This window comes from Candidatus Nitrospira neuquenensis (assembly GCF_979578155.1).
Genome location: NZ_CEFZDU010000036.1, coordinates 1 through 11,330, shown reverse-complemented (window position 1 = coordinate 11,330; position 11,330 = coordinate 1). Strand labels below are relative to the sequence as shown.

The following is an 11,330-nucleotide window of genomic DNA, read 5'->3' as shown; positions in this document are numbered from 1 at the left end:
ACATCGCCGGCGCGCGCTGCGTATAATGCGCCCGCCATGGCCGCGACCTCCTCCACGACCGCCCCCGCGCCGCCGCCGGGCGCCGCGCCGGCGCCGCCGGCCCGCGCCCTGGTCGCGGAGACCCTCCGGGCCGCGCTGCCGTTCCGCGCCGAGCTGCGGGAGATCGTCCCGCTGGCCGGCGACGCCTCGAACCGGCGGTATTTCCGCCTGACGCTCGCCGGCGGGTCGCCCTCGTCGCTGATCCTCATGCAGCTCGCGGCGCCGGAGGCCTTCAAGGCGTCCGAAGAGGCGGTCAGCGGGACGGCGGCGCCGATCACGGAGCTGCCTTACCTGAACATCGGCCGCCACCTGGCCCGGGCGGGCGTGGCCGTCCCGGCGATCCATTACTACGACCAGGCGGCGGGGCTCCTGTACCTGGAGGACTTCGGCGACCTCATGCTCGTGCGGGCCTGCGAGGGCGCCACACCCGCGCGCGTCGCCGCGCTGTACCGGCGGGCCGTGGACGTGCTCGTGCGCATGCAGGCGCGGGCGACCGTGCCCTCGCACGAGCCCTGCCTGGCCTTCAGCCGCGCTTTCGACGTGCCCCTGCTCATGTGGGAGTTCGACCATTTCCTGGAATACGGCGTGGTGGCGCGTCGCGGCAAACCGATGTGCGCGGACGACTTCGCGCCGGTCCGGGAGGAGTTCCGGCGGATCGCCGAGCGGCTGGCCGCGCAGCCCCGGGTGTTCACCCACCGCGACTACCACTCGCGCAACCTGATGGTGGACGGCGACCGCCTCGGCGTGCTGGATTTTCAGGACGCCCTGATGGGGCCAGCCGCCTACGACCTGGCCTCGCTGTTGCGCGATGCCTACATCGCGCTCGACGAGGCGCTGATCGAGGAGCTGCTGGCCCATTACCTGGAGGGGATCGCGGCGGCCGGGCGGCCCTGCGCCGATGCGGCGGAGTTCCGGCTGCTCCACGACCTCACGAGCATCCAGCGGAACCTCAAGGCCGCCGGCCGCTTCGTCTACATCGACCGCGTGAAGGGCAACCCCACGTTCCTGGCGGACGTGCCCCGCGTCCTCGGCTACGTGCGCCGCAACCTGGCGAAGTATCCCGAGCTGGCCCGGCTGCGGCGCCACCTCGCGCCCTACGTGCCGGAACTGCAGTGAAGCCGGTGAGGCGTGAGGCGTGAGGGATGGCAGCACAGAGCGAGGGCGGGGATGCTTCACTTCCCCTTGCGCCGCACCCCGCACCCCTTACGGTTCGTCATGAAGGCCATGGTCCTCGCGGCGGGGCTCGGGACGCGCCTGCGGCCCCTCACCGACCGCCTGCCCAAGCCGCTGCTGCCCGTCGCGGGCCGGCCGCTCATCGTCTGGACGCTCCTGCTCCTGCGCCGGCACGGCATCCGCGAGGTCGTCGTCAACCTGCACCACCTCGGCCACCTGATCGAGAAGGAGCTGGGCGACGGGTCGGCGCTGGGCCTGCGCCTCCACTATTCGCGCGAGCCGGTCCTGCTCGGGACGGGCGGCGGCCTTAAGAAGGCGGAGCCCTTCTTCGAGGGCGAGCCCGTGCTGGTGCTCAACGGCGACACGCTGATCGAGGTGGACCTGGGCGCGGTGCTCCGCCGCCACGCCGAGCGCAACGCGCTGGCCACGATGGTCCTGCGCGCGGACCCCGACGTGGAGCGTTGGGGCGTCGTGGAGGTGGACGGCCGGGGGCAGGTCGTGCGGATCAACGGCCGCGGCCTCGCCGAGCCCGGCCCGACCGAGCGCCTGATGTTCGCCGGCGTCCACGTGCTGCACCCGCGCCTGCTGCGCGACCTGCCGGCGGGGCGGGAGTCCTCGATCATCGACGCCTACGTCGGCGCCATCCGGACGGGCGAGCCCGTGGCCTCCTATCGGATGGAGGGCTACTGGTCCGACATCGGGACGCCAGGACGCTACGAGCAGGCCTGCCGGGACGCGGAGGCGGGGCGGATCAACCTGGCCGCACGGGCGGCGCGTCCGACCGGCTGAGGGAGGGACGCGCGGGGGCGGCCTGGCCGGCTGTCTGCGTCCGCGACAGGGCGGCCATCAGCCGGGTCTTGCGCAGGGCCATGAGGGCGACTCGGCCGGCCGCCGCCCCGACCGTCCCGCCGGCGCCGGCGGCCAGCTCGAGAAACCGCTCCACCAACGCCAGGGCCTCGCCGGGGCGGCCGTCCTGCTCGAGCAGGTCGGCGAGCCGGATGTGGCAGGAGAGGGCCAGGGCCAGGTCGCGGGGCTCGCGGGCGTTCTCGATGGCGAATCGGTAGCGGGCCGCGGCGAGCCGGGGATCGTGCCCTTCGGCGCGCAGGGCGTCCACGACGGCGAGCGCCACCTCGTCCGCCGCGGGTCGGGCCAGGCGGCCGCGGGCGCTCTCCAGGAGTCGGCCGAGCTGTGCGGGCGACAGTCGAAGGCGCCCCCCGCTCTCGCGGAGCTGCGCGGCCAGGCGGGTGGCCTCCGGCCAGGCCCCGGTCAACCCGATCAGCAGGCAGCGGCAGCCGGCCGGGCTGGTGCAGGACCCCGCGACCGGGTGGAACTCCTTGGCCGTCACCAGAGCGGGAAGGTAGGCGACGCCGCTCGCGGCTCGGCAGGCCGGACAGGCCGCGGAATCGTCCGGCGTCAGGTGGAGGAAGAGCCGCGCACCCTCCCGGTGCCGGAGGTCCACGGCCTTGATGCGGCCGGCCCGGACCTGCAGGTCGTGCAGGTACCAGAGCAGCAGCAGCCCCAGGATCGCCAGCAACGAGGGCAGGGCGTCGGGGAGGATCAGCCTGTCCATGGGGGAGGCCATCGTCGGAGTCGTACGTACAGTCCTTCTACCATGGGAAGCGGGAAAGCAGAAGCGACGGGGCGGTTTCGCGCAGCGGCGACGAGGACGGCGGCCGGCGCTCCGTTGACTCGCTCGGAGGAAAGACGGTATAAGGGGCCCTCAAATTCCGGGAGGTCTGGCAATCCATGAAAGTTCTCGTGGTCCATCCGGGCCCGTTGATGTATACGAAGATCTACCTCCGGCTCGAGCCGCTGGGGGTCGAGCTGGTGGCGGAGTCGGCGCGCAAGGCCGGCCACCGGGTTCAGCTCATCGACCTGCAGGCCGAGACCGAGCAGGACTATTTCCGGCTCCTCGATCGCTTCCAGCCCGACGTCGTCGCCTTCGGGTGCAACTACCTGGCGAACGTGCCGGAGGTGGTGGATCTCTGCAAGGCCACCAAGGCCAAGCGCCCCGCCACGTTCGTCGTGGTCGGTGGGCACAGCGCCTCCTTCGTCGCCAGGGATTTTCTGGCCCATGCGGAGGGCGCGATCGATTGCGTGCTGCGGGGCGAGGGCGAGGCGGCCTTCCCGCGCCTGCTCGAGGCGATCGAGCACGACCGCAAGGCGATCGGCCGGGTGCCGGGCGTCGTGACCGAGGACGGCGAGGGGCCGCCGCCGGCCTTCGTCGAGAACCTCGACGACCTGCGCCCCGCGCGCGACCTGCTCCGGCACCGACGCAAGTACTTCATCGGCGTGCTGGACCCCTGCGCCTCCATCGAGTTCACCCGCGGCTGCCCGTGGGACTGCTCGTTCTGCAGCGCCTGGACCTTCTACGGCCGCAGCTACCGCGCCGTCAGCACCGACCGGATCATCGAAGACCTGGAGCGGATCAAGGAGCCGGGCATCTTCATCGTGGACGACGTGGCCTTCATCCAGCCCAAGCACGGCTTCGAGATCGGCGAGGCCATCGTCCGCAAGGGCATCAAGAAAAAATACTACCTGGAGACCCGCGGCGACGTGCTGCTGCGGAACAAGGAGGTCTTCCAGTTCTGGAAGACCCTGGGGCTGGAGTACATGTTCCTGGGCGTGGAGGCCATCGACGAGGAGGGCCTCAAGATGCACCGCAAGCGCATCTCGCTCGGGAAGAACTTCGAGGCCCTCGAATACGCGCGATCCATGGGGATCACGGTCGCCATCAACCTGATCGCGGACCCTTCCTGGGACCGTGAGCGGTTCGCGGTCGTCCGCCAGTGGTGCATGGAGATCCCCGAGATCGTCAACATCAGCGTGAACACGCCCTACCCGGGGACCGAAACCTGGCGCACGGAGGCGCGGAAGATCCAGAGCCGCGACTACCGGCTCTTCGACATCCAGCACGTGGTCCTGCCGACCACGCTGCCGCTGCACGAGTTCTACGAGGAGCTGGTCAAGACCCAGCAGGTGCTGAACATGAAGCACCTGGGCCTCGCCGCGCTGAAGTCCACTGCCCGGATCGCCGTCGGGCACTTGCTGCGCGGGCAGACCAACTTCGTCAAGATGCTCTGGAAGTTCAACAGTGTGTACAATCCCAAGCTGCAGCTCGCCGACCACGCGCGGCCGGTGAAGTACGAGATGAGCCTGCCGCCGCCCCCCCAGGAGACGATCCGCCCCGGCCTCCTCTTCATCCACAGCGGCCGCGGCCGCCAGGGCCGGGCTCTCGACGACGCTACCGAGCAGTTCGTGGACGCCACGCGCATGGGCACAGGCGCGTAAGCGGGCGCGGCTGGATCCATCGATCCTGTCCGGGAAGCATGCCTTGATCGTTGAGCTGACCACGCCAGCCGTGTGGACTCCAAAAGCGTCCACGTAGACTTAGACCCTGGGTGACATTGGGCTGGTGACCATGGGGGCGGGGTGCTACCACCTTGTGCGCCCCCTGTCAGCGGATTCAGTACGGGATTGCAGTGCAATGCGGGGTGCTCAAGGAAAGGGCTTACATTGGTCCTGAAATCCGCAAGCTATGGACAAGACGGATCAGAATGTCTCTTAGGAACGACGATGGAAGCAGGCCTTGCCTAGCGCTTTCATAGATTTCCTCCATTCTCATGCCGTTTCTTAAACGGACACGTATCACTTGCCGAGATACCCTGATTTCAGGGTGCCGAGTGCTCAGCGCTCTCAGAATTGCGTCGATCTTCAGTTCAAGGATGTCGTTACGAATTTGCATTTGACCTTCCCCCCTTTGTTACACCAGGGCCAACGAAGTTGATTCCGGTGCTGCCTGGGACCGATCTTGCTGGTTGTGGATGAACTCCATCGGGGTCATATCCCCGATCGTGCTGTGCGTCCGCTCCTCATGATATTCCCGCCGCCAGGCCTCAATCACGACCTGGGCTTCCGGCAACGTGAGAAACCAGTGCTCGTTCAAACACTCGTCTCGAAACTTGCCATTGAAGCTCTCAATAAAGGTGTTCTGGACCGGTTTCCCTGGTTGAATGAAGTGCAGCCGCACCCCGTGGTGAGCAGCCCACGCATCCAAGGCCGTCCCCGCGAATTCCGGTCCGTTGTCGAGGATCAACGTCTCCGGCAACGGCCGCTCGGCAAAGAGCCGGTCCAGAATCCGGCAGACGCGCGCCCCCCCCGATCGAGACGTCCGTTTCAATCACCGGGACCTCTTTCGAGCACAGATCCGTCATCGTCAAGCATTTAAACCGCCGGCCCGTTGCCAGCCGATCATGGACAAAGTCCATGGCGTAGCAGAGCCCCGGCCTAGTGGGCTTGGGCAGCGCCACACGCGGGACCGCCGTGGCCTTCTTCCGCGCCCGTCGGCGCAAGGAGAGCCCTTCTTCCCGATAGATCCGTTCGACCTTCTTGTGATTCACTCGCCAGCCTTCCCGCCGGAGCCGTACATAGAGGCGTGGGCATCCATAGCGTCGCTTGGTCTCGGCAATCTCGCGAATCCGTGTGCGCAGCGCGGGATCGTCGGGGCGCCGACTCCGATACCGGCACGTGTTCCGATCCAGTGCCACGAGCCGACACACCCGCCGTTGACTCAGCCCAAAGCGGGCAGCGAGACCCTGCGCTGCCGCTTTCTTCGCCTTGGGCGTTACCAGTTTTTTGCGGTGACCGCTTTCAGCGCCTGAATGTCCAGCGCTTGCTCGGCCACCATCTGCTTCAACCGCCGGTTTTCCTCTTCGAGCTGGCGCAGCTTTTTCACATCGCTGACTGCCAGACCCGAATATTTTGCCCGCCACTTATAGAAGGTCGCGTCCGAGATCCCGTGCTTCCGGCACAGGTCCTGGACGCTGATCCCGGCCTGGGCGTCCTTCAACACCGCGATGATCTGCTCCTCCGTATGCCGTTTGCGGGTCATGGGCCTCCTCCTGTCGGCCCATCACAGCACATCTCAACTTCCAAGCTAATGGTCTAGTTTTCAGGGGGAAGGTCAATGTTGCGTCCCACAAGTTCGTGGCATCGTCATGCCGGCGGAAGCCGGCATCCAGGATCTTGCCACGTCCCTGGATTCCGGCTTGCGGCCGCTCAGCGGCCTTGGCCGCAATGACAAAAGGAATTTTCGGAACACCGCACTAGCGTGCCAGAGGGATCATCCGCTCAGGGTAAAAATATGGCCTTTCGAACTTTTCCCTTGCGAAGTGATAGTCGTCGCTCGTCCGATAATAGAGTCTGTAATCGTAACGACATGGGGGGGCGGCAGCGTCTTCATGCTGTTTGACTGCGTGCAGGAACTGATCAATTGCTGCGAGGGCAGTAAGGACTCTCGGCTTCAGCGAAGATGGAATTTCGCTGGAAAGCTCTCGCAGGAACTGGTCTGAGAGAACAGTTACGGAAATGAGACCGCGATCGGCCACGACTTGAATAGCCAGGTTGTCATCTCTATTGCACTTGGGGTGTCCTCTCCTCAAAGCCTCAACGAACTCCTTAAACTTCTCTGGATCTTTGAGTTCTGCGGGCCTGTACCCTAGCGTGCCGGCCATCTTTTTGAGTTGCTCGATAATGAGCTTCTGTTCCTCGTTCTCTGCCAGCAAATGGTCCCGCTCCGCTTTTAAAGTTGCCAGGCGACCCTCTAATTTAGCCAATTCATCTTTTAGTCGGCGAATTTCAAGGTTGGGGTCAACGCCAGGTGTTCCAGCGGATACGAGCAACACGGCAAAGATTAGAAGCAGGAATGCTTCTGCTAAGGATAGGCCAAGCACCAGGTCTGAACGTTTTGACGTGGGCGTCGGCATCACGATCGTCCCCCCTTGACCGCAGCTTTCACGAATTCGAGCACTTCGGAGGTTGTCTGTCTTAGTAGAGTGGCAGCTTCTAAGGAATCTGCGATCGCCCTCTCAGCTCTAGATATTGATTCGACTAGGCGGGAGATGTCCTCTGAGGAGAGACGTTCGAATTTTCCAGTGATGGTGGTGAGGGACTGCTCAAGGGAGGCCATAGTGGTGGCAGTTGTCCTGAGGCTGTCCGTCGCGGTGGCGAGTTTGTCCGCTGTGGTGTTTAGAGGTGGCCCTATCTTCTGGAGGTCTGCGTTCACGTCATTCAATGTTGAGGTGATTGCACGGAAGGATTCGTCTATTTGGCGACGCGCAGGAGTGTCGAGGAGTTGTTCTGTCAGTTCTATGACCCTGGCGATTAGCGTAGGTGCCGAATCGGCCATTTCCTTGGCAAGGCGTTGGGTGGCTCCTTCAACGGTTGTACAAACTTGGGCGATCTTGCCAGCGAGTTCTTGGTATCGGGTTTCGAGTTGCCTCACTTGTGCGGCGAGGGTTCTGCCAGATCCTTCTATTTGACCAGCCGACTTCGTAATCGCGCCCTCGATCTGCCCAATGCCTACAGCGATCTGTTCGCTCCACATAGGAAATTGCTCTGCTAGCTTCCTGCCCTCGTCCTCCAACCCTTTGTATGGCAGATGGAATGCATTGAGTTTTCCGACGAGCGCATCGACGGCCTTCTGAAGAGCGGTGGCGCTCTCCGTCGCAGCGTGTAAATTAACTGACCGGATTTCGGCGAGAAGCGTCGTCATGAGTGACGATAGACAGGTGATTTGGTCCTTGAGAACTTTTGCTGCATCTTCTCGGAAGCGCTCGATGTCCGATGCGGCCTTGCAGAGCGTTTCGCAGAATGCCGTGACGCGCTTGTCGATGTCCTGCTGAGCGTCCAGCAGGCGGTCGGGGAGCGTCTCATGTGTTTGCAAGGTTACGACGCGCAGCAGCATGCCGACTGCTGTCGTGAAAAGCGTAATGCCAAACGCTCGCAATACTGCGCCCGTCTTGATATCCGAGAGGACAAAAAGGGCGATCAATCCGGCCAGAGTCCACAAGAAGCCCATGAAGTAGAGAGAATCCGCGAAGGTTCGGGTATTCTTGTTCTCGAGGAACAGTCCGTATGTCCAGTACACAATAATGACTGCCAGCAAGGGAATAACCTGGTCTAGCTCAACCGCGGTGACGTTGCGAGAAGTAACCGCAATCCAGCACACGCCTGCTGCAAAAGCCAAGAACCAGACGATCCCGAGTTGTTGGCCGACTACCCAGCGCCTCCAGGTTGCTATCGAGTTGTCCGACGGCTGGCCGTCCTTTGCAGTAGCCGGAGAGGTGGAGGAGTTTTCCCGCGACTTGAGTTCTTCATGGGCCATGCGTTGTCCCTCACTCTTGGAGAAAGCAGCTGGTTATGATACCTGGCTGCAGACCCGTCACTGACCTTTGACACACCTTGGATGCTCCATTCTGTGCGAAGCGTTGGGTCCAGGTGGTTAAGCGTGTTTCTAGCTTGCGGAGAGAGTCAGTGGCTTTTGATGATGGTCGAGACACCAAAACCACGACTTCTCCATTGAGCGTAAATGACGACGGTTGTGTGTCAGGAGGTAGGTCCTCCATAAAGTCGGAAAAAATCACAAGCACTTTGATTCCCGGCACTGCTCGTGAAACTTGAGTGGCTATGGCAATGGCGCCAGACAGATCCGTATAAGCATCCAGCCGGGACTTGTTTTCGGCGATCCGGTCAACGCAGACTTTTAGCCATGTCGACAGTTCCTGCCTTGATCGCAACTCGTTCTCATGAGAGTTCCTTCTTTTCCTCATGCCTGGTAGGGTTGGCCTGTATTCCTGCGGATCGCCGCAGAGGTGAGTGGTATTTGACTTAGGACTCCCCACCTTGCGCCAGTGCAGGTAGATAGGGACTTTCCACCGTGGGTCTTTGATTGCCATCCCTTCGATAGCTTGGGCGATGCCCCTCATGGCTGCGATATCCTCAGGGGAGAAGGGAGCGAAACTAGCACTTACGTCCACGAGGACAATCACCGAGGTGTTCGGCACATCGGTACTTGCTTTTGCCGTCTGCTCGGAGTGAGCACTCAGCACGAGGCAAAATCCTAAAAGCCAAGTTCTGACGATTCTCATAACCAGGAGCCTCTTGTCGCGTAAAGGGCGTGCCATTCCTGATTGCGTTATGCATGCGCCATCCATGCTAATTGGGGGAGCGAAGGGCGATCTGACGCCGAGAGAGCCAATTCCTTGGGAGTGCGATCAGCCCAGCAAGGAATTCACCGACCAACAGGGCGCCACATAGTAGGTGGAGCGCCCAGCGCGTGACCAAAGCACTGAACATTTTGGCGAGTGTGAGAAAAGCGCGTATGGCGGTCAATGCAAGGGACAGACTGGCTGGAAGGTCGTGCCCTAACGCAAACAAGGTGATGCCCAGCGCCACTATGACTAGCAAGGGGACATGGGAGGCTAACGGGAGTCCCCAAGCCATCAATCCAAATGAGCCCAATAGGGCAACAGTGACCAAGGATGCAAGGAACCCTTCGAACCAGCCGCGAAAACCTTCAACGGGCTGAAGGACCTGGCCTCCTGTGGTGACCATGGGCTTGGGACGCAGAAGGTAACCGCACACCAAGAATGCCAGGGCTTGCCCGATACCCAACGCCACCGCGAGTCGGTCACCGAAAGCATCACCAAGAATGTCTGCTGTGAGCCAACTGGAGATCGCGACCGCTCCAATGGTGAGGCTCAGGGCTGCCAATGCTCGGAATGCCTGCGCCCGGGACTCTGCCTCAGTGAGGGGACTTAGGCTTGGTCTTGCCCAATCTGGTACAGCTTCACGCATTCCCTCGAAATACTCCTGCAGTGCCGCAAGTTGTTCCTCAACCTTGCCCCGCCCCTGTGCATCATAGCCACCGAGAAGTTGGACGGCGGTTGCTGTGGTCTTTTGAGTATCGATGCGCTTGCCCATGACTTCCCGAAAGCGAGTTTCCAATTTCTCTGCAAGTGCTTCGACACCCCGGATTTGTTTTCTCATCTCCCGCAGTGTGTGGTCTGCGCGGACTCTCATGAGCGATCGGTAGGAAAAGTGACCGAGGAACGCCAGGATGATTGGCAAAGAGAAGCCCCACAGGAAGAACACAATTCTTAGGTCGAGCTTGGTAGCGATTAACGCTTGGACGCCAGGGGCAAAGGCAGCAAGTTGTTCGTCACCCAGGAATGCGTAGAAGGAGCCTTCAACGACCGATAGGAAGATGGCTAGCAATACAAGCACAACTTGTCCCAGGAATCGGCTTGGATGCTGACCAGCTTTTTCGGCTGAGAGGTACGCGTGGGCTACGCCAACTCCGGCCTCAGCCAGGGTTATTATTATTGCCAGAACATAGTGGACGTTGAAATCGAATACCTTGGCCTCGATCTCAAGAAACTTGAGTACGCCACTCAGCATGAAGGCATTGGCAGCTATGGTCAAAAAGAGCAGCACTGCTACGACCGCTAGTGCGGCTCTAGCTTGGCGGACTTCCTTTAGCTCAATATAAAGGTCTTTCGTGTCCGGAAGAGCTGGCCAAGGCGGAAGTTGGATATCCATCCGGCGCATCTGATCCGTGGTGTCGGATAGCGTCCGGTAGACTGCTGCTAAGTCACTGTGTGACTGCTTGATTCGCCTAGTCAGTTCATCAACCTGTGAAATTGCACGAGAGAGTGAGGCTTTCCATAGGACATGATTGCTCGAATGAACGTGTACGAAGGAATGGTTTCGGTACGAAGCACGAAGCTTCTCGCGGATCTCGTCGCGATATCTGCCGAGCACCTGCTCGTGCTTGCTCAAGAATTGGTCTTTGTACCGTTGGAGTTGGCTGTGAGTGCTATCCAAGTAAGCAGCCAGCGATGAAGCTGGGACTGAAAGAAGCCACCAGGTCAGAAGCAACAGCGCGGTCGCGAGGATAATGTCTAGCAAGTTGCCGGTCCAGAACAGTTCTTGTGGGAGTGGGTTTGAGATGCTCACCATCTGCATGTCACCTCCGCGTCTGCGGGAATTGATCCGGCACGATGGTACTAGCGTAAAGCGACAATAGCCGTGATTGTGTCTGCATGGTGAAAATCCATCGAGCGGTCGCCATAAGCGGAGACGGCTGCTGTCGGGAGTCGCGGCTGTATCTGGCGCGCCGGCCGGTCCGGCGCGTTGCGGAAACCCACGCCGCGCGCTACCGCACCTGCTCCCGCCGGGAGGACTCGGCGACCTCCTTCATGAGCCGGTCCACCTTTTTCGCGCTGTCAATCATCAGCCGAAGTTGACCCTTTTATTCTGATGTGAAATTGCCCCCT

At 61.9% G+C, this 11,330-nt stretch carries 8 protein-coding genes and 1 pseudogene; 3 read left to right on the top strand and 6 right to left on the bottom strand.

The annotated features are described in order from the left end of the window. Positions 1-36: 36 nt before the first annotated feature. Both AC1U7O_RS14230 and AC1U7O_RS14225 read left to right on the top strand, forming a co-directional pair. On the top strand, positions 37-1,155 hold the full coding sequence (locus AC1U7O_RS14230) for an aminoglycoside phosphotransferase family protein (RefSeq protein ID WP_479895489.1): 1,119 nt from the start codon (positions 37-39) through the stop codon (positions 1,153-1,155). A 51-nt stretch (positions 1,156-1,206) separates the two neighbouring features. Beyond that, positions 1,207-2,001: a nucleotidyltransferase family protein gene (locus tag AC1U7O_RS14225; protein WP_479895487.1), complete on the top strand. Its 795-nt coding sequence runs from the start codon at positions 1,207-1,209 to the stop codon at positions 1,999-2,001. Here AC1U7O_RS14225 and AC1U7O_RS14220 read toward each other — a convergent pair. Then, positions 1,964-2,782: a hypothetical protein gene (locus tag AC1U7O_RS14220; RefSeq protein ID WP_479895486.1), complete on the bottom strand. Its 819-nt coding sequence runs from the start codon at positions 2,780-2,782 to the stop codon at positions 1,964-1,966. The genes AC1U7O_RS14225 and AC1U7O_RS14220 overlap by 38 nt on opposite strands. Before the next feature lie 176 nt (positions 2,783-2,958). On the opposite strand from AC1U7O_RS14220, the gene hpnR reads away from it, so the two are divergent. Next, positions 2,959-4,503, top strand: a complete 1,545-nt coding sequence (hpnR, locus tag AC1U7O_RS14215) for a hopanoid C-3 methylase HpnR (protein WP_479895485.1) — start codon at positions 2,959-2,961, stop codon at positions 4,501-4,503. 472 nt (positions 4,504-4,975) lie between these two features. On the opposite strand, the pseudogene AC1U7O_RS14210 reads toward hpnR, so the two are convergent. The 5 genes and pseudogenes from AC1U7O_RS14210 to AC1U7O_RS14190 form a co-directional block, all read right to left on the bottom strand. After that, positions 4,976-6,103, bottom strand: a pseudogene (locus AC1U7O_RS14210) (IS3 family transposase). Between the two features lie 214 nt (positions 6,104-6,317). Continuing rightward, a complete protein-coding gene (locus AC1U7O_RS14205; protein WP_479895484.1) occupies positions 6,318-6,977 on the bottom strand; it encodes a hypothetical protein in 660 nt (219 codons plus the stop codon). Then, a complete protein-coding gene (locus AC1U7O_RS14200) occupies positions 6,977-8,377 on the bottom strand; it encodes a hypothetical protein (protein WP_479895483.1) in 1,401 nt (466 codons plus the stop codon). The genes AC1U7O_RS14205 and AC1U7O_RS14200 overlap by 1 nt, the downstream gene beginning before the upstream one ends. Before the next feature lie 10 nt (positions 8,378-8,387). Beyond that, positions 8,388-9,140 (bottom strand): hypothetical protein, encoded by a 753-nt coding sequence (locus AC1U7O_RS14195; RefSeq protein WP_479895482.1) that lies wholly within the window; start codon positions 9,138-9,140, stop codon positions 8,388-8,390. A gap of 67 nt (positions 9,141-9,207) precedes the next feature. Then, on the bottom strand, positions 9,208-11,019 hold the full coding sequence (locus AC1U7O_RS14190) for a hypothetical protein (protein ID WP_479895481.1): 1,812 nt from the start codon (positions 11,017-11,019) through the stop codon (positions 9,208-9,210). Between the last annotated feature and the right edge of the window lie 311 nt (positions 11,020-11,330).

Coding starts and splice junctions, on each gene's coding strand:
- AC1U7O_RS14230 (WP_479895489.1), top strand. CDS start 37: ATGGCCGCGACCTCCTCCACGACCGCCCCCGCGCCGCCGCCGGGCGCC.
- AC1U7O_RS14225 (WP_479895487.1), top strand. CDS start 1,207: ATGCTTCACTTCCCCTTGCGCCGCACCCCGCACCCCTTACGGTTCGTC.
- AC1U7O_RS14220 (WP_479895486.1), bottom strand. CDS start 2,782: ATGGACAGGCTGATCCTCCCCGACGCCCTGCCCTCGTTGCTGGCGATC.
- hpnR (WP_479895485.1), top strand. CDS start 2,959: ATGAAAGTTCTCGTGGTCCATCCGGGCCCGTTGATGTATACGAAGATC.
- AC1U7O_RS14205 (WP_479895484.1), bottom strand. CDS start 6,977: ATGCCGACGCCCACGTCAAAACGTTCAGACCTGGTGCTTGGCCTATCC.
- AC1U7O_RS14200 (WP_479895483.1), bottom strand. CDS start 8,377: ATGGCCCATGAAGAACTCAAGTCGCGGGAAAACTCCTCCACCTCTCCG.
- AC1U7O_RS14195 (WP_479895482.1), bottom strand. CDS start 9,140: ATGAGAATCGTCAGAACTTGGCTTTTAGGATTTTGCCTCGTGCTGAGT.
- AC1U7O_RS14190 (WP_479895481.1), bottom strand. CDS start 11,019: ATGCAGATGGTGAGCATCTCAAACCCACTCCCACAAGAACTGTTCTGG.